The 18,898-nt window shown below is 47.0% G+C and carries 18 protein-coding genes; 1 reads left to right on the top strand and 17 read right to left on the bottom strand.

The features are described 5' to 3' along the window. Window positions 1-8 precede the first annotated feature (8 nt). The 11 genes from LZG94_RS18140 to LZG94_RS18090 form a co-directional block, all read right to left on the bottom strand. Window positions 9-263, bottom strand: coding sequence for a hypothetical protein (locus LZG94_RS18140; protein WP_233793219.1), 255 nt, complete (start codon window positions 261-263; stop codon window positions 9-11). Further along, window positions 263-3,232, bottom strand: a complete 2,970-nt coding sequence (locus LZG94_RS18135) for a DUF2723 domain-containing protein (RefSeq protein WP_233793218.1) — start codon at window positions 3,230-3,232, stop codon at window positions 263-265. The genes LZG94_RS18140 and LZG94_RS18135 overlap by 1 nt, the downstream gene beginning before the upstream one ends. Window positions 3,233-3,531: 299 nt before the next feature. Further along, window positions 3,532-4,179, bottom strand: a complete 648-nt coding sequence (locus LZG94_RS18130) for a response regulator transcription factor (protein WP_233793217.1) — start codon at window positions 4,177-4,179, stop codon at window positions 3,532-3,534. A gap of 68 nt (window positions 4,180-4,247) precedes the next feature. After that, complete coding sequence (locus tag LZG94_RS18125; RefSeq protein WP_233793216.1) at window positions 4,248-5,573, bottom strand: sensor histidine kinase KdpD; 1,326 nt, start codon at window positions 5,571-5,573, stop codon at window positions 4,248-4,250. Window positions 5,574-6,112: 539 nt separating this feature from the next. Next, window positions 6,113-6,325: a hypothetical protein gene (locus LZG94_RS18120; RefSeq protein WP_215231885.1), complete on the bottom strand. Its 213-nt coding sequence runs from the start codon at window positions 6,323-6,325 to the stop codon at window positions 6,113-6,115. Between the two features lie 246 nt (window positions 6,326-6,571). Beyond that, entirely contained in the window at window positions 6,572-7,270 is a 699-nt protein-coding gene (locus LZG94_RS18115; protein ID WP_233793215.1) for a DUF4097 domain-containing protein, read from the bottom strand. Window positions 7,271-7,283: 13 nt separating this feature from the next. Continuing rightward, a complete protein-coding gene (locus tag LZG94_RS18110; RefSeq protein WP_233793214.1) occupies window positions 7,284-8,072 on the bottom strand; it encodes a DUF4097 family beta strand repeat-containing protein in 789 nt (262 codons plus the stop codon). Window positions 8,073-8,119: 47 nt separating this feature from the next. Further along, window positions 8,120-8,905, bottom strand: coding sequence for a HEAT repeat domain-containing protein (locus LZG94_RS18105; protein WP_233793213.1), 786 nt, complete (start codon window positions 8,903-8,905; stop codon window positions 8,120-8,122). Beyond that, window positions 8,889-9,407: an RNA polymerase sigma factor gene (locus tag LZG94_RS18100; protein ID WP_233793212.1), complete on the bottom strand. Its 519-nt coding sequence runs from the start codon at window positions 9,405-9,407 to the stop codon at window positions 8,889-8,891. Before LZG94_RS18100 ends, LZG94_RS18105 begins: the two co-directional genes overlap by 17 nt. Window positions 9,408-9,558: 151 nt before the next feature. Continuing rightward, entirely contained in the window at window positions 9,559-9,849 is a 291-nt protein-coding gene (locus tag LZG94_RS18095) for a hypothetical protein (RefSeq protein ID WP_233793211.1), read from the bottom strand. An 18-nt stretch (window positions 9,850-9,867) separates the two neighbouring features. Then, a complete protein-coding gene (locus LZG94_RS18090) occupies window positions 9,868-10,026 on the bottom strand; it encodes a hypothetical protein (RefSeq protein ID WP_233793210.1) in 159 nt (52 codons plus the stop codon). Between the two features lie 110 nt (window positions 10,027-10,136). Here LZG94_RS18090 and LZG94_RS18085 point away from each other — a divergent pair, with 110 nt between their 5' ends. Then, window positions 10,137-10,952 carry a tetratricopeptide repeat protein gene (locus LZG94_RS18085; protein ID WP_233793209.1) on the top strand — a complete coding sequence of 272 codons (816 nt, stop codon included), beginning with the start codon at window positions 10,137-10,139 and terminating at the stop codon, window positions 10,950-10,952. On the opposite strand, the gene LZG94_RS18080 is transcribed toward LZG94_RS18085, so the two are convergent. The 6 genes from LZG94_RS18080 to LZG94_RS18055 all read right to left on the bottom strand — a co-directional run bounded on the left by LZG94_RS18080 (window position 10,953) and on the right by LZG94_RS18055 (window position 18,896). After that, the gene (locus LZG94_RS18080; RefSeq protein WP_233793208.1) at window positions 10,953-12,599 is read right to left on the bottom strand and encodes a hypothetical protein; all 1,647 of its coding nucleotides are present in this window, start codon (window positions 12,597-12,599) and stop codon (window positions 10,953-10,955) included. It abuts the gene before it with no gap. A gap of 18 nt (window positions 12,600-12,617) precedes the next feature. Next, a complete protein-coding gene (locus LZG94_RS18075; protein ID WP_233793207.1) occupies window positions 12,618-14,813 on the bottom strand; it encodes a DUF4175 domain-containing protein in 2,196 nt (731 codons plus the stop codon). Beyond that, window positions 14,806-16,017, bottom strand: coding sequence for a BatA domain-containing protein (locus LZG94_RS18070; protein WP_233793206.1), 1,212 nt, complete (start codon window positions 16,015-16,017; stop codon window positions 14,806-14,808). Before LZG94_RS18070 ends, LZG94_RS18075 begins: the two co-directional genes overlap by 8 nt. Beyond that, window positions 16,017-16,919 carry a DUF58 domain-containing protein gene (locus LZG94_RS18065; protein WP_233793205.1) on the bottom strand — a complete coding sequence of 301 codons (903 nt, stop codon included), beginning with the start codon at window positions 16,917-16,919 and terminating at the stop codon, window positions 16,017-16,019. The genes LZG94_RS18070 and LZG94_RS18065 overlap by 1 nt, the downstream gene beginning before the upstream one ends. Window positions 16,920-17,124: 205 nt before the next feature. Further along, on the bottom strand, window positions 17,125-18,114 hold the full coding sequence (locus LZG94_RS18060; protein WP_233793204.1) for a MoxR family ATPase: 990 nt from the start codon (window positions 18,112-18,114) through the stop codon (window positions 17,125-17,127). A gap of 164 nt (window positions 18,115-18,278) precedes the next feature. Continuing rightward, window positions 18,279-18,896, bottom strand: coding sequence for a DUF4159 domain-containing protein (locus LZG94_RS18055; RefSeq protein WP_233793203.1), 618 nt, complete (start codon window positions 18,894-18,896; stop codon window positions 18,279-18,281). Between the last annotated feature and the right edge of the window lie 2 nt (window positions 18,897-18,898).

The raw sequence follows: 18,898 nt of genomic DNA, 5'->3' as shown, positions 1-18,898 counted from the left end.
AGCGCGATTCAGCCAATGTCCAGGTGCACCCACTCAGCAATATCGGCGCTGTTATGCGTCACAATTTCAGGACTGTATATTTCGATAAACAACTGATTTTCCTGATCAAATTCGCCTTCACGCCATTCTTCTTCGTCACCGCGCCTGAACCTGACCTGTGCACCGTTTTCGGGTAATTCTGTATGTTTTTCCATAAAAAAGCTGGCAAATGCGGAACATCCGTCCCGCTCTGCCAGCTTCCCTACAAAACCTTGCCGGATCATTATTCCTGACTATACATATTGAATGCAAGCAAATGTTTTTTAAACATCGCCTCATATTGTGCGGCTTCCGGCTCCTGCTTCGCGCGCTTGCATTCCTGAACGATCGTTTGCAGAATGAACAGGTCTACATTCACATCACGATCACGCTGACCATCCTTTTTCTTAACCCAGGTAAGATTATCGTCCGATCTCACTGCCATAATCCGCGCGGAATCGAGCGCTTTCTTATTCTCTCCCACATCAAACAATGCACCTACAAAACCGACCGATACCTGATCAAACGGAATGGTATCGTCGGGCATTACGGCCATCGCCTTGTCGATCACCTGTCGGGCTTTATCCACACGCTTTTCGGCGATCAGCTGCTGGGCAAGGCGCAAAAAGGATAGGCGGGCCGTGACCACGGGCGAGCCGCGGTAGGTATCATCGTAATACACTTCGGGATTATTCATTTCCCGCCAGAAGGTTTTTTTCATTAGATTTTCAAACATAATATCTGAATTCACGTAGCCATCGTCCGCGCCAGGCACACGCACGGGCAGCAGGCGGAAAGCGTAACCTTCCATTTGTAAGTGCTCCTGTAAACCCAGATTCTGTGAAGATCCCATCGTCGAGGAGAAATACACGGGCCTTTTCCAATTGTTGCTTGCGATGATATCCAGTATCACGAGATCGCCCTTCTGCAAATCCCTCTTTCCGATCTTCCAGCTCATTGATTCGCTCAATAAGGGGTTCAGCTCCTCCTTAATAATGTTCATCGCCTTAACCTCGGCCACATTTACGGGCAAAAACAGATTGGATGAAGGCAGAATGGAAGTAACATCCCCACTGGTGAGCGGCACCTGGATCGCCTTGTTATCCTGCTGCACCAGTTCCAGATATTCTTTCAGGTTAATACCATTTTTGACTGACGGTATTTCGTAAAACGGGATATACTCATTTTTACCCTTCGCATACGCATTACTATCCAGCGAAAGCGGCAATGCATCGGATTTGTTTATTTTTCGCTTCAACTGACTGATATACCAGTCGCTGCTCAGGAATGTCTGCACACAAACACGCACATCGGTTCTGAAACCCTCCACTTCCTGCACGTACCAAAGCGGGAAAGTGTCGTTATCTCCGCCGGTAAAAAGGATCGCATTCGGGGCGCAGGAGTTGAGCAGGTTCCGGGCGAAATCGACGGAATGGTAGCGGTTGCTCCGGTCGTGATTATCCCAGCCTTTGCCAACCAGGATCAACGGGACTGAAAGGCTTGCTGCCACGGCAATTCCTGCCCGCGCCACATTGTTTTTGATCAGTTGCGCCAGCAAGCCAGCGATGGCCAGAACCCCCACGCCGATCCACATACAGAAAATATAAAATGACCCTACATATATATAGTCCCTTTCGCGCGGCTCGGTGGGCGGCGAATTGAGGTAAATAACAAGCGCGACACCAGTGAGCGCAAACAAAAAACCCAGCACGAGCAGATCCTTGCGGCTGCGGTAGTACATATATAGTAGCCCCGAAATCCCCAATAAAAAAGGCAGCATCAGAAAGTTGTTGTGTCCCCTGTTGCTCAGGATCGACTGCGGATACGACGATGCATTCCAGGGCAGCAAAGTGCCTGCTCCTTCGTGGTCACTTTCGCGGCCCACAAAATTCCAGAGAAAATAACGCCAGTACATGTGTCCGAGCTGGTGGGAGAACAAATAGGAGATATTGTGCCGCAGCGTTGGTTTTTCGCCTTCTGCAAGTCCCGTCATTTGCTTGTAGAGTTCGGGGTGGCCAGGCAGGGAACTGTACATTCTGGGTAGTATCATTTTACTTCCTGGCTCGTATTCATAGATCGGGCGGTAGTCGGTCACCACGTATTTACCGTCCTTTTTTGTGTAAACCGGCTCTCCCCTTTTCTGGTTGATCGCATTGGAAACAAACGAAGGGCCGTACAGAAGCGGCCTGCTTTCATACTGTTCCCTTTTCAGATAGGAGACAAAACGTAGTACGTTACTGGGATCATTTTCATTAATAGGCGGATTGTACCCCGACCGCACCAGCACCAGCATATAGGAAGAATATCCAACCAGCACAAAGGCGAGGGACAGGAGCGCAGTATTAAGCAATACCTTCTCCCGTTTTTGCGAATACCTTATCCCCCACGCCAGCGAGCCGATAAATAGGATTACAAAAAATGCGATACCCACATTATAAGGCGTACCAAGCGTATTGACAAAGAAAATCTCAACCTTACCCGCCAGCTCCGGCAGCCCCGGGATGATGCCCGCATTGATAATAGCCAATATCAAAAGTCCTGTCAGAAAGGCAATTGTACCGCCGAGTATACCAGGTTTGGGATATTTTTTGAAATAATAAACAAGTGCGAGCGCCGGGATAGTAACGAGGTTGAGCAAATGCACGCCGATAGATAACCCGACGAGGTAGGCGGTAAAGATCATCCACCGGTTTTCGGTAGCGGGATCTTCTGTCCGTTCCCACTGAAATACGGCCCAGATCACGATTGCGGTAAAGAAAGAGGACATTCCGTACACTTCCGCCTCAACCGCCGAAAACCAGAAAGAGTCGGACCAGGCGTAGGCCAGCGCGCCTGTTACTCCTGATCCCAGTACAAGAACCGTTTCGAAAGTCCCCAGCTCCTGTTCTTTCTTGCCAACCAGTTTTACAGTCAGCAAAACAATGGTTTTAAACAAAAAGAAAACAGTGAATGCGCTGCTCAATACCGCGACCATATTGACCCAATAGGCAACTTTGGTAAGATCCCCGAATGCAAGCAGGGAGAAAATGCGGCTAACCAAAAGAAAAAAAGGCGCGCCCGGCGGGTGCGGGACCTGCAATTTAAATGCACAGGCTATGAATTCGCCACAGTCCCAGAAGCTGGCTGTGCGCTCCATCGTCATTACATAGGTGATCAGTGCGAGCAAGAACACGCTCCAACTGGTTACCAGGTTGAGTTTGCGGAAAGATGTCATAATGAACAGTTTTGAATCAAGGTCAGACGAGATCCAAAACTATTCAATGGCTTCGGGGAAGCTTGCGGCGGGAATCTTAAAAAAAGTTAACCGGCGGCGCAAACAGGTGTTCTTTAACTTTCTTTAACAACACCGGTCCATCCCGGACCGAAGCGCCGGAAACTGCGTGACTTATCTGCTGACAATGTAATGGATACTATAAATGATAGAAGTCCATAGAATCGATCCGGCAATGACGGTGAAGATTACCGCGCCGACGATAGAAAAATCCTTTGCGTTAGAGTGGGTTATCAAGGTTCTCATCTCGGTAATAGCTGCTTTTTATATATTTCTACCTTTTTGAATAATTCGAGAATGTTAGTGACTTCGAGCTTGTCGAAGATTCTTGCTTTATAGGTACTTACTGTGCTTTCCTTGATATTAAGCTCGGTCGCAATGTCTTTGGTCCACTTGCCGATCAGCAGCATATCCATGATTTCGAGCTCCCTGTTGGATAAAGTTTCGACCGGGCTTTGCTTACTGTCTTTCTCCAGCAAGCTGTTACTGACAAGCTGATGCTGGATCACGTTGCTGATATACGTTCCGCCTCCGAGAACAGATGTGATCGCCTTTTCTAATTCTTCGTTGGAAGCATCCTTCGGCAAATAGCCGTTTGCTCCGGCCTTAAAATAATGCAAGGCGTACAATTCTTCATCCTGAGATGAAAACACTAATACTTTGACGCGCGATTGAATATCCTTGATCTTGCCGATCATATCGAACCCTTCGCCTCCCGGAATTTTTATATCCAATATCACCAGATCAAAAAACCGGGTCTGCAATTGTTTTAGCGTTTCATTGAAAGTAGCGGCCTCTACAATCGTCACATTCGAAATAAAATCCTCGATCAGCAACCGCACTCCCATTCTGACGATTGAATGATCCTCAACTAGTAAAACTGTTTTCATCAAAACTATCTTTCATATTAACTCAGTTTTAAAGTTAATGGAATGCTACGAATTCTGTTTGTAGAAAATTAGCTACCTGGATTATTTTTGGAAAAAATGATATGTATCGCTGTGCCCCTGGGTTCAAATGGGACCGCCAGTAGTTTGACCCTGATCAGTGTGCTGATTTCCTTGACGATCAGCAGCCCCATTCCGAAGCTTTGCGGATTATCGTCAGGCCCCGGAACCTTCGCCTGACTGTTGATCCAGTTTCTGATCTCCGGGCTCATTCCCTGCCCGTCGTCACATACGATCAGGTGCAGCTCATTGCGATGATCTTCGACTTTTACAATAATATTCCCGTGCGACGTAACCTTATTTGCATTGTCGATCAGGTTATGCAAGATAATCCCGACAAGCTGTAAGTTACTTTTCACGATCACACCCGGACTCACTTCGTTGACCAGCGTATTGGACTGGTTGACAGCCTGCGCGGAAAAGATCTCGAATTTCTGCGCAACCAGTTCATTCAGATCCATATATGAGAAAGTGATCCCATTATTCTTGTACCGGAACTCGGTGTATTCAAGGAGATTTTTCATGAAATTATACAGCCTGTAACTCGACTGGCTGATCGCCCGGACCGTCGGCAGATCGGGATGACTCGTGGCCAGCCGCCCGGTTGTGATCATTAAGAAACGCAGCGGGCTTTTGATATCATGTGAAATACTGGCCAGTAAATGCATCTGATGAACCAGTTCCTCTTTCTGCTTCTGCTGCAATTCCTCCTGCAACCTGAGGTTCGTCGTCAGTTCCACCGTTCGCGCGTCAAGTGTCCGGATCGTTTCGTTGAATGAACTGAAGAAATAGTAATGGATGAGTATGAGGAATATAAGATCGTTAATAAGCAATAAGCCGACCGCGATCTTGTTCGACCCGGCCGGGCCCAGCGGAATATTTGAACCGATCGGGTAACCAGCAAGCGAAAAGATGATAAATGCGGATAACACTAAAAGAGAATACGCTACCCCCCATTTGTTTCCCAGTCCGTAGAAAGCGCAAACAATCAGTATCACAGCATACTGCAGCGTGACCAGATTGATGGAATTATCGAGCAAAAGCAAATTGCTCCATAAGATCCCCATGAATATCGAAATGGCAGTGTGGATCGCCATTTTCCAGTGCAGCCCCATGGAGAGCGCGACGTAAAATAGAATGGATATAATAAAAAGGGCACCTACCCTGATAGTTTGCTGCGAGTAGTCGCCGGAGAGATAAAATACCAGTAATATCGCCATCGAGAGTATTCTCAGATGAAGAATATAGGCCAGAACTTTTATACGAAGACGGTTTAGTGTGTTTGTTTCAGTCGCCAGTTGCTTTCGGACCGGCCATTCTAAAAATGCTAAACTCATGCGCGGGGTTTTATGTGATCGCACTTTTGTACCCTTATGCCTATACGGAGGAGATTCCATAAGGTACAGAAATAGGCTGACTAAATAACTCGATATTATGTCATTTTAAATTCATATCAATACGCTTTGTCAGCTAAATCTACTTGCCCGACACACGCTGATTATTAACAAGCCCGCCGGTGTCAAGAAACAAAAGTTTCAAAAATATAAAAAACGAAACATGAATTGTAGAGAAATTACTACAAGATAAAAAACGGTGATCGACACCGAAAAATGATGGGGTGTCGTATAATTGTGACTAATTGTTGGTCTGAACTAAAATCGTGATTCGAACGACTACATTCTGATCCGGGGCCGAATCGAAATTTGTTATAAACGTTGAGTATATCTTACACCTTCCGGTAGCTACCGCGAAGGTGTTTTGTTATATAGCGTTGAATCACAGATATAAAAATGAGGAACGAGAGCGGATAGTGTTGCGCCAGGTTGAGCGCGGTATTAATTTTTCGGAGAGAGGCTTGGCAGACAGGGAAATGCTATTAAACTGTTTTGTCAGGATTTTCCCGCTGCATTTTTTTGGCTTTTTTCACTTCGCCCGGCGTAAATTCTCCATTGATCCACCTAACGAAATTTTTGGATTGAACCTGATACACCTGAGCCGACAAAGGTTTCAGATCCGATTTCTCAATCTCTAACAGATAGTCCGCGAGGAGCCTCTTAATTTCTTCCAGATACTTACTCTGTGTTTTCATGCTGAATTATTATGGGGTTTACTGACAAAAAGAATTTTTCCAATGCGGAAGTTGGCATTTCAGTGATCCAACCAGCTGCAATTATAATTTATTCGTTTTATTCAGTTTTGCTTTTTGTGGTGAGCCCGGCAAAATCATGGGTTAAGCCGGCGGTTCATGGGGCGGTTTGTACACCCCATATCAACAAAAAGCGGTACTTCCAGAGCAAAGCCCGGATGTACCGCAAATTTCTGGCTAATAGTATGGTTACTTCTTCTGACGCAAATACACGTTATTACTGATCGATTCAAGTCGCACGTCCGGCCCGCCGCCTTGAATGGTACCTTCGAGCAGGTAGCCTACAATCGGATTCTTTTCTTTTTTGTTCTTAAAATCAATATTTAAATCTGAATATACCTCACCGGTAATCGTTTTCATGGCGATATTCGCGCCTTTGGTACCCGGCCAGTTCATATCCACGTAACCGCTGATGGTTTTAGCAGAAACCGGCGAACTCGCACCTTCAATATCAATATTGCCGTCGATCGTTTCCAGTTTGAGTTGCGCATTCTTTGGCAGAAATACCTGGTAGTGAATGGTTTTACATAAATAACGTGACTTGCCTTCTTTATTGGTCCAGCGACCCTGTTTCGTTTCCGGACAGTCTGATTCCAAGCTTCCGTCGAGTATTTTCTCATCAAGATCGGTACTCAGTTTCACCTCGTCGGAAGTTTGACTTTCCCTGATCACCAGCGCGTCATTAAGCCGGCCACCGTTGATGGTAATATCCATTTTTACGAGCGCCTCGTCTTTATCCCAGTAACGCACCTTGATGCTGTCAGCGAATTTCAGTTCGAGATTTACGATCTGTCCGCTTTTGTAAGGCAAAGTCTTGTCAATTTTTTTCTGGGCAAACAATGTGGTAGTGCACAGGCAAATGCAGATTATTCTGAAAAGATCTTTCATGTTCATGGCGGTTTTATTTCTGTTTACGGATATAGATATTGCTGCTGATCGAGTTGAGCTGCAATTCAACCCCTCCTCCATTGGTACTACCCTCAATGTTGCTCGCGCCGCCCAGTCGGGAAAGCCCGTCTTTCGAATTTTTCACACCTAACTCAAAGTCCGTGTACATTTCGCCGTTGATCGACCTCAGCTTCATGTTCGACTTCGTAGCAGCTGGCAGCGACACATCAATCTCACCGCTGATACACGAAATGGCGGTTGGCTTAGCCTGGCTCAGGCTAGAGAATACCACATTGATATTTCCGTTTGTACTGTTTGCCACCACCGGTCCCGTCACTTTGTTCAAATTGATATTCGCCCCGTTCGTACGGATTTCCAGGTCGCCGTCCATATTGTTGATAACCAGGCTGGAAGTACCCTGCCAGCTCGTTTCCTGAAATAACACAGCGACCTGCTTTGGTACGCGGATCGTATATTTGGCTTCCTTGCGCGCCACCTTTTCGATCTTAAGGCCGTTGTTTTCATTGGTAACCGCCAGCCCAATTCCTGTGTTGTCCACACTGGTGTGATACAGCGGTTTCAGCCCTTTCGCCCGCTCAGGCGGCGCTTCGTAACCCGCTGAGGCCTGGATCACGATCTCGTCCGTATTGCTCCCTTCGATCTTCACGTCGGCAGCCGCCATTTCTATCACCACTCTTTTATCCTTTGAGTTGGCTAGTTTGGCCTTAAATTCGTGGGTCTGCGCGCTTGCGCCGGTAAGGCACAGCAATACACCCACACTTACTAACAGTGCTTTTTTCATGGTTTTTGATAAAATTATTTTTACTTAAATCGAATGGAAACTAACTCTTACAAGCTCTGGACGTGCGTATTACTGAGCTCCCCTATTCCCTGCTCCGCCCTGAGGCGCACCACCTCCATATTCTTCCCATTCCGGGCAAGTTGCTGAAACTGCTCGCTGGCGCGCTTTTCCCGGATAGCAACCAGCGCCTCGATCAGCAAGATCTGGATATTAGGATCAGTCTGAATGGATAACGAGTGGATCAACGCCTCGTTCACTTGCGGCTCATTTTCGAAATGCACCAGTGCCTGGCAGGCTGCGAGCCTGACATTTATATTCGGGTCAAAATTGAGGGTATTGATTAAAAGCTGGGTGGTTTCCGTGTCCACATTTGTGAGTTCATAACTTTGATTCACCGCCTGAATCCGCTCGCTGGCTGAGGTAGAAGCCATTTTTTCAAACGCCAGCGCATTTTTTATTGCGTGCCGCGGTACTTCGTCGGCTGATCCTGCAATGCGATCACCGCTTCTGTCGGAGCCTTTTTGCAATACATACCCACCCGCAAAACCGACCAGCAACAAAGCTAATCCAGCCGCTATCTGCACGATCCAGCTTGTAAACCTCCGCACCGGCCCCTGCTGCGGCGGGTCCAACCGGGCAGCCAGCGCACCTGTGAAAGTAAGCGACGGGTATTCTTCACGTGCCGCCGCGAAATAGCCGAATTGCGCCGCGTGACTTTCGAGATCTTTCGGTACACTTTCCTCCCGAAAAAACCTTTTCAATTCTCTTTCTTCCTCCACGCTGGTTTCTCCTTCGTAATATTTTTCCAGCAGTTTTTCAATGCTCATTTTCATAATTACTCGCTTTAAGATAGCTCTCCCTCAGTTTCTGCCTCGCTCTTGAAAGGATCACACGAATGTTGGCATTCGTCAAACCCGTCACTTCTTCAATCTCTTCGAAAGAATATTCCTCTACATCGCGCAAATGCAAAACCAGCTTGTACTGCTCCGGCAGCCCGCCGATCAGTTGGTGGAGAAGCCGTGAACTGTCGCTGCTTTCGAGCTGCGCATAAGGCGACTGTTCCTTCGCATGCACTTCCGAAATGTCGGAGCCGCCTTCCGTTTTCTGGTTTCGATGCGATTTTAGCCTGTCCAGACAAAGGTTTTTGGTCATCTGCACTGCCAGCGCATCGATGCTTTGGTAAGTTTCGAGCTGCTGCCTGTTGGTCCACAACCTGAGCAACACATCCTGGATCGCGTCCTCTGCCTCTTCGCGGTTACGAAGAAACATTTGCGCCAGTCGGAACAGGCGCCCCTGAACGGGCAAAATGCGTTGGTTGAAGGTTTGTAAATCCATTTCAATGACAAAGACGACTGGGCACCGGATTCGTTACAGCAAGACTGAATATTTTTTTCCGGCCCATTCGGTCACGAATAGAAAGCGTCCATTTATGGACAGGATATCTTTGAGAAAGTGCTATTATAATGCAGGAAATACTGTGTTATAGTTATTGCGAAACTTTGACTTTATAAGGAATTGCGCGAATCAACCGGGTATGGTTAAACTCTTCAATGGTACGTACATTTTCAGCGGGGATAATCCCGCGATTGATCCAGTTCACAACTGTCTCAACATTTTTTACACCGAACCTATTGCAGTATTCCTTGATTGTCACCCACTCAGCGAGGTCCACAACTTCGCCCTGACTAATCAGATAACTTGTCGCTTCCTTAATGGCATTGTCCGCCCCGGCAAGCAACCGCTCGATTTCCTTTGTCAATTCTGGTTTGCCTTCCATCTTTTGTTCGTTTAAATGTTATTTTGCTTCCATTTTTTCCAATATTTCAATGACATCCTGCAATGTTTCGATCTTGCTCCAAATCTCTAACCGTTGCATTTCGGTCATTTCTCCGGATTGATCCCTGAGCAGCTGCTTTAATGCAGCCAGATACATTTTTAAATTAAAAAGGTGCATAATTGATAGTCGAAAGTAAAAAATGTTTGGTTACCAAACAACGACATGTGCTTGGTACTGATAAGACGCTCGAATGCTAAGAAAGTAACATCTACATATCCCGATATCGCGTGAGAATCATAAAAACACTGACGTTTGCGCTACTTATTTGCGCTACTGGTGCTTCCGCCCAGAATCATCCGGACTGCGGGTCACAAGCTGTCCGCGATAGTTTATTTGGTGTTTACTCTGAGAAAGCTGAAAATTACCCCATTGAGCATCCTAGCAGGGTGCAGATTTTCGATTCACTGATTTCAATTTGTCCGAATATCTCGGAGGCTTACCAGGAAAAAGCGTTTTCATTTATTGCTACCAAAAATTTTGAAAAGCTTTTCGAGAATATTGATAAAGCCGTCGAACTTGAACCCAATCGCTGGCTGCCTTATCGGGGCTATTTGCATTGTATTTTGGCAAAAAACTACGACAAAGCAATCGCTGATTTTGAAGTCGCCGAGCAAATGATGCCGCACGCATTTACGATGGATCACACATTTTCATTTTTCATCGCGATGGCCTATTTGCAGTCAGGTGACTTTGAAAAGGCTGAGGTATATTTTCAAAAAGATATGGCTACACAAAGAAGAGGCGAAGGCAGAAACGACATTCACTACAATACCCTGCTCTACTCCGGAATCGCGTATTACCTGGGCAATGAACTGGACAAAGCGCAGGCCAGGTTCAGCGAGTGTTTACAGCAATACGAGCAGCACCCGACGGCCAATTATTACATGGGGCTGGTTCTGAAAGTGACTGGTGACAAACAGTACCAGGTCTATTTTCAGAAATCGCGACAATATCTGGAAGACGGTTACAAGATCAACGAGCCCAATTCTCATTTTGTACCCTATCCCAGGCAAGTAACCCTCGCCGACCTGGACGCAAACTGATCACGAGAATTTCGCTTCTACCCAAAGTGCAGTGAAGCAAATGAGTATCAAAGTGAACCAAAACCAATCCGGAAGTCTGGTATGAATACTCTTTATTTTTCCCTTTGTCCGTTCCAGCCCGGAAAGTTGCCTTTCATAAGCAGCTACAAAATCCCTGACCTGCGCCGTTTTGACATAATCCGACGATTTTTCGACAAGGACTTCTGTATTTAAAGAATCCTCCAAAGCAACCCAGCCGACCGTAGAAGGAATAAATATGCCATTTTTTGTTTTTTCGTTAAATGGCGAGCCCGTTGTGAAAAGTGAGTCACTACCCCAGTTGACCAGTTTATTTCTTTTTGAGTTACTGATCTCAATGTGGCTTTTGGCGCCGGCGATCACCGGTGCGACGATATTCACATTGCTTTCCTGAGGTGGGCGCAGATACGCAAGTATTTTGTGCCAAATTTTTTGATAACCTACACTATCGCCTGCCAGTTGCATTGGAAAAGTCTCATTAAGCAGACTTACCGCCACTTTTCCACCCCGCTTCTCCACTGCAACAGGATAATCCGGAATCTGCAACTGGTTTCCCGAAAGGGCAAAACTGTAAGGAAGCGCGCTGAGCGTATTCGAAATGTTGATCGCAGATTCATTAGAAACCCTACGAACCTGAAAACGAGTGCCCAATTCAGCATTGATCAACTGCATTTCGCTTGAAGGATCCTGAAATCCCATAAACAGAACACTCGCGCCGTTTGCCACAGCTTTTTTTATAGCAGCATTCTTCGCGTTATCAGGACTGGTTATGAAAAGGTCGGGAGCCGCCGCATTGTTAATCCGGACAGAAGCGGTCAGATCTTTTGAAATCCTGGCATCGTAGGTTACTGAATTACCATTCTTACCCAGCCACGAAGCAAGGTTACGCGACTCAAAATCAGGACTATCCAGTATAAAACGAACAGTTAATGGATCTGCTTTCCGAGCAAAGAAGCGCAGTGTATCGACTGTTGTGTTGGCCAGATGAAGTACGACCGCAGTCCGCCCCTCGGCAAATGCAGGAAAACTCAATTTGAAATCATTTATCCCCGGATTCAAAACCACACTGTCCAACGCATTCGCTCCGAAAGAAACCTTTAAAACCTGCTTTTTAGAAGACTCAACACTTCCCCTAAACACCTGCATTTCGCCTTTATTCAAAACACCTTTCCAACTCAACTGACGAAGCTGGTCCGGTTTGAAATAAGGGATCCATTTCACAAAAGGATGCCGGCCCGACTGCTGCAAATCGCTGAATATAACTTCCGGAATTTCCTGTCCTAAAAGCACGAGGGTATCTAAAACCTTGTTTCTAAGCAACTTGGGAGCGATCAATTCGGTATTTGGCAAACTATCGGTCAAGCTCCGCGACACTTCGTATGGTACCTCTTTTCCCGCGATAATCCCGGTAAGTGATTGCACGGGCCGGTTGAAATAGGGCTGCAAAACAAATGCAAGCAGAGAAAACCAGAGCAATACATTCAACGCAACTTTCAGAACATTCCTGCTACCCGACAAGCGCACATTATTCCTGAATAACAGCCACAATTGCAGCGGCAGCAGCGCAATCACAACAACCAGCAAAACCAGGCTCAACGTATCCGACCAGTCAAAATCAAATTGGATCATTCACAACGGGTTAGTCCGCTAACGCATTTTATTCCAGAAAGCATCTTCCAGTTTTTTGCTGGCAGAGTAGCCATTTCTGGTCTGCATAGTGCGATTGGCGTATTTATAAAGTTCGGTTTTTAGCTGTTGTTTTTCGGTTTGAGAGAGTGCTTTCCCGCTTGTCAGTTTTTGCAAGGCAGCGAGCGTGGGCCAAAATCGGCTTGCATTACCCGAAGGCCCGCTATCTACCAACCTGTTACTCAATTCATTCCCAGCCAGTTGCATTTGCGCCTGCTTTTTCCCTATTCCCGGATGTTCCAGAAAACCGAGCAGTTCGGCGGCAAGTTGCGCCGTCGTTTTCTGATCATATTGTTTTTTGGTGTTAAAATCGGCGGCCAGTTCTTTCAGTTCACCAGTGAGCCGCTTTTCGTTTTCCTTGATTGGCGGCGGATCGTAGCCACTTTTTTTCACATAAGTACGCGCTTTCTGCTGTGCCGATTTCAGGTATTCCAGCGCCTTATTTTCGAATGGGATTGCCTTTTCCGGCTCATAAGTTCGCAAATGCAGCTCCGATTGCCACATTTGTTCCAAAGCCATTTTCAGCAAACTGCGCGTAGAAGCTTCGTAAAAAGTATTGGTTTCCGCGTCGTCGTGCGAGTGGGTATATTGCTCCATCAATGCGGCCAGCGGATCTTTTGATTCGGTATCAGAATGTGCCTTCCCGTGATCGTGGTCGTGATTTTCTCCCACTGCTTCTGTCGCACGCTGCTCCGCGCCTTCGCCGGTACCGTCGGAATGGTGTGTAAATGCATCGACAATATCGCCACCTTCTTCAGGCGCTGCGCCGCCGCCGATATTGGTTTCAAACTCTTCGCCGAGATACTGTCCGTACCGCAGCCGCAGCAGTTTCTGATCAAACCCGATTTCGTTGGAAGCTGCGTTAAATGCCTGTTTTGAAAGCTTTTTCCGACGAGCAAGCAACTTTTCAGTATCAATGATAATCTGCCGCTGACTACGGAAATATTCGGGCATAATGTTGACTGCCATCGTCGCCAGTTCGGCTTCCTCAATTTGCGCAGTATCCTTATATACAATGAAATAAGTATCCGATTTGGTAAAATTCGCTTCCGGCTCCCTGTTATCTGCGGCTGCCCAATAGTAATACAATTCGTCGCCCGGGCTAAAATTAAGCGCATTCAGATCGATCGTTTTTTGAATAGTTGCCTCCCTGAACTGCGAAGGCGCAAGTGTATATTTGATCTCCCGAAACTTCACATTCTCACCCGCACCCCGCGCCACCGTAGCCACGATATATGCCTGACTAACCTGAAAATCGTCTGATATTTTCGCCGAAACGCGGATTGACTTGCTGTCTTTCAGCAAATGATACGTGTAAAGTTCTTTGGAAGCAGGCGCTATTTTAGGCGCAAGGTCAGGTATCGCTTCCAGCTTATAGAACTCCGACTGGTAGAAAAGTGAGTCTTCGAGATAAGCTTTGATCGTGTACAAACCGGAGCCGGTTATCTTATCCGCATATTCAAAATCGCCTGCTTTCCTTTTAAATGCAACTTCCTCACCGCGCATATTCGCCAGCTTGATAGTTATCCCCACTGCATTACTAAATCGAATATTCCACGTCAGGCGCGAGCCGGCAATTGTGCTTACATTGAGCTCCGCAGACTCCCGGGCGGGTAAGCGGGTGTAAGCTGGCGGCTGCACAAAAACACGCGCAGAAGCGAGTACGGGTACTTTTTCAGGATTTGATTTCGAAATCTCTTTACTTTCAACAATCTGAGTGTTTCCGGCATTTCCTCCGTTTCTTATTTGAGGTATAAAAAAATAAACTGCCGCCGCCGCGAGTAAAGCCACTGCGTAAGGTTTCAGTTCAATATATAATTTGGAGTATGGAAACGTAGCTTCCCGCACACTGATCCTTTCCAACTGCATTTGCTCTGCTATATTAAGCTCCCCTTTTTCAAGCAAATGCAAACTATATTCCGAATCTCCGGTGTACCTGTGGATCAAATTGATCGCAGCCTGTTTTTTGTTTTGATAGATACCTGTTTTCCAAACACCAAAACAAATCGCCGCCAAACCTGCAATGCCCGCATAAATGCCGGGAGCAAATGCAGCTACAAGCAAATACGCCGAAACCGCGAGCAGTACGCAGCGGATCGCGGCAGCTGTATAAAGCTGATTTCTTACCGACAATACAAGTTTTCGCAATTTATCCATAGGTCGGCAAAGTTGTTTTCCGCAATGCAAGCCACCTTTCGAGCATCGTTAGCAAGACCAATAATAGCAGCAGCCAGCGCCTGAGCGAAGTGGCTGCCTGTTCCGCGGCTGGCTTCGCTTCCACGAAAATGCTTCGCAATTGCTGTGTACTCAGCATTCCGCTGTTTCCGACCAACCCGAAATGAGCCGCCATTTTTTCGCCCAGCCACTCGGGCAACCTCCCATTTTGTACCAGTTCGGAGGCAGGTAACCGCATCGAATCGGGCAGATAATGCACATTGTTTCTCTTTTGGATCGGCTCTGGCTTGCCTGAGATCAAATAAATGGATTGCGGATTTATAGTGGCCGGGAGCTGGTCAGCCAGTATCCAATCGTATTTCCGATCTGCATTTTCACTTTCATCAATATCAAAAGGAATTTTATAAACCGTTTCCAGCGCCTCAATAGCCGCGGTTACCGTCTGCCTTTCCAGGCTATTTTTAAATTTCACCAAAACATAAACGGGACCTGAATGCGCAGGTGCAGAAGCAAACCGATAACCCGCCGGCTCAGACCCGAAAACTTCTAAAATCCCTGTTTGCGGATGAACAGCCAACTTTTCCCCCTCACTATTCAGTAAATATCGAAGCGGCCTTCGATCTGTGGAATCAAATGCGGGATACAAATCGAATGCGCCGGGCACATAGATTTTGGGCTGATCTAACAGTCCTTGTTTTGAAGCCAAATAGATCTTGAAGCTTACACCCGCTGCCGGAATATGATTTATCGTGTTTTGAAGGTATTGGGCGGGATTATTCACTTTTGGTATGTTGCCTATACGCTCCATTTCCACAGCTTGCTTGTCTACCCAAACCACTTTCTCACCTTTTCTCAATGCATTTTCCAGTTCAAAACGATATTCATTGACCACAGCTGCATTCGGCTCGACAATATGGACGGTCTTGTCTGCCATGCTATTTTCCCGAAAATTGAATATCGGCTGGCTCAGGATCAAGGTCAGTAACAGTATCAATGCACATCGAACCAGCAGAAGCAAAATTTCATGCAAACGGACACCGCGGTGTTTCAGGGAGGTTTTTTCAAATAGCCAGCGCGAAGCGGCCCATTCCAGCACCTTCCCCTTTTTTTGGTACCAAAAATGGATTGCAAACGGCAGTACTATCCCGGCGGCGCCCCATAACATCCACGGTTGCAGCAATTCCATCAGCCTTTTCTTTTGGTTAAAAATGCTTTCAGTACCATTCCGATGGGGTCTGTCAGTTTGACGTTGATCAACTGGACCTGCGGGAGTTGCAACTCTTTTTTGAGATTTTCAAGGTATTCGCCCAGCGAAGCCCTGAACTTTTCCCGCACCGAACCTGCGTCCAATTCGACTTCCTGACCCGTTTCCAGGTCTTTGAAACGATAGAAACCTTCTAAGGAAAAATCAGCTTCCTGCGTGCCCAGTATCTGAAAAATAACGATCTCGCGATGCGGATTCGCAAGCGAGCGGATCATTTGCAGCCATTCATTATCAACCTGTAAGAAGTCGCTTACAAAAATAAGTTGCTCTTTCTTCTTCGATTGCAGCTCTAAAAATTTACTACCCCGCTCCTCGTCCAAACGCCATTCACCAGAAGCAACCGTTTTTTCCAGTCCAACCAATATCTTTTGAAAAGCTTGCCGACCGGAAGCGCCTGATCCAGTTGCATTTAACGTTTCCACCGAGCCATTTTTCAGTGCGTACAAACTCATCTGGTCATTCTGAATATAGCCAAGATAAGCCAGCGAAGCCAGTAGTATCTGCGCATATTGCAGCCGGCTCACGCCATTTTCACTATAATTCATTGACCCCGAAAGGTCCAGCACAAACCGGATCTGCCGGTCACTTTCGGTAGAAGATTCTCTCACCAAATGCTTGTCTGTCCGCGCAAACAGCTTCCAGTCAATGCGTTTCGGATCATCACCCGGCTCATAATGCCGGTACTGCTCAAACTCAATACCAATACCCGACCGCTTACTGGAGTGCACCCCCAGCATCAACTCCTCACTAACCAGCCTCCCGGTCAGTTGCAGGTTTTTGAGCTTTATTAAATTGGATGCCAGTAAGGACGGTTGTTTTTGCATTGGTTTCTTTTTTTTTACCCCCTGCCTCGTTGAACTCTTACCCCCTGTCTCGTTGAGCTCTTACCCCCATGCCCCCTGGGAGGGGGTTCTAAAGTGTTGCTGCTCTTCCCAATTACCCCCTGCCCCCTGAGAGGGGGTTCTTACGTTGTTATATTAGAATAAGAACCCCCTTCCAGGGGGCAGGGGGTATTGCTAGCTCCCCCTTTCAGGGGGCAGGGGGTATTCCCTTCAACAACTCCCTCACTACCTGATCACTACTGATATTCTCGGCTTCCGCCCGGAAATTCATGGCGATTCGGTGGCGGAAAACGGGGTATGCCAGTGTTTGAATATCCTCCGGAATTACTGCAAAGCGCTCATTCAGGACAGCCCTGGCTTTGGCGCAGAGTACCAGCGCCTGGCCTGCGCGCGGGCCGGCGCCCCAGTCGCACCATTCTTTCACAAATTCCGAAGACGTACTTTCCGGTCTAGTCGCGCGCACCAGTTTGTTGATCCACACGATCAGCTCGTCGCTGATATGCACCTGCCGAACGAGATTTTGCAGGTCGCGGATATCGGTGTCAGTCAGCACCTGATCTACTTTTGCTTTGAATGAACCCGTCGTACTTTTCAGTACATCCAGCTCTTCCTGCTCATTCGGATAACTTAGTTTGATATACAACAAAAACCGGTCAAGCTGGGCTTCGGGTAAGGGATAAGTGCCGGCTTGCTCGATCGGATTTTGGGTGGCGATGATCAGAAACGGGTCGGGAAGCTGGTAATTGTCACCGGCATAAGTCACGCTTTTTTCCTGCATCGCTTCCAGTAAAGCAGCCTGGGTTTTGGGCGGGGTCCGGTTTATTTCGTCCGCCAGTACCACATTGGCGAATATCGGTCCGCGGTTAAATTTGAAAAATTTCTTGCCGGTTTCGTGATCTTCTTCCAGAATCTCAGTACCAACAATATCGCCGGGCATCAGGTCCGGCGTAAATTGAATCCGCTTAAAACTCATATCGAGCGCCTCCGACATGGTTTTGACCATCAAAGTCTTCGCCAGCCCGGGCACACCTTCCAGCAGACAATGCCCCGAAGCCAGCAGCGAAATCAATATCTCATCAATAGCCTCCCGCTGCCCGACGATAACCTTGGCGATTTCTCTTTTCAGCAGCGGCAGCTTTGTTACCAGCGATTTGTAGTGATCGATGTTTAGGTTCAAGTTAATTTTGAATGAGTGAATGAGTGAATGAGTGAATTTTGAATTAGTGAATGAGTGAATGAATGACTGAATGATTGAATGATTGAATGACAAAATCGGCAAAGACAAAACCCTTTCCTCCCTTCCTCCCTTCCTCCCTTCCTCCCTTCCTCCCTTCCTCCCTTTCAACCCATCAAAGCATAAACCACAATATTCACCCCAAACCTCGTATTATCAACAGCCAGAAAACGTTTGTTCCGGAAATCGTAATCCCATTCGCAGCCGTAATCTTTGTTGCTGTACAGTACACCGATTCGGCCGTTGATGGTGATTGCTTTGAGGTAATCGTGTACCAGGTCGTCGCCCCAGCCGTTTAGTTCGAATGAGGTGGTTGGGGGGCCGTCTTCGAATTTGAAGAAGGCGGAGTAAATAGGGTGGTTGTTCGGAATTTTCTGTAAAACTTTCGGCCCGAACGTCCGCTCCATTTCCTGCTCAAAGGATTTAGCAAAAAGCCCGTCAATATCGTGGTTGCAGTCGTCGACGAACACGAAGCCGCCGTTTTGCACATAGCGCCGGAAATGGTCGCGCTCCTGGGCCGAGAACTCTACCAGTTTGTGCCCGCTCAGGTAACAGAATGGACTTTTAAATATTTCATTACCATTGAGTTGTACAATCTTTTCTTTTTCGTCGATAGGTATCGTGGTATATTCAACCAGCGAATGCAACAGGTTGGAAGGCATTCGCTGGTCGGTATCCCAGTTTCCCGAAGTGTATTGAATACGTGTGAAAAAGAAAGGCTTCAATA

The sequence above is a fragment of the Dyadobacter sp. CY343 genome (assembly GCF_021390335.1).
Taxonomy (GTDB): domain Bacteria; phylum Bacteroidota; class Bacteroidia; order Cytophagales; family Spirosomataceae; genus Dyadobacter.
The sequence above is the reverse complement of the archived record's forward strand: the minus strand, read 5'-3'. Positions and strand labels throughout refer to the sequence as shown.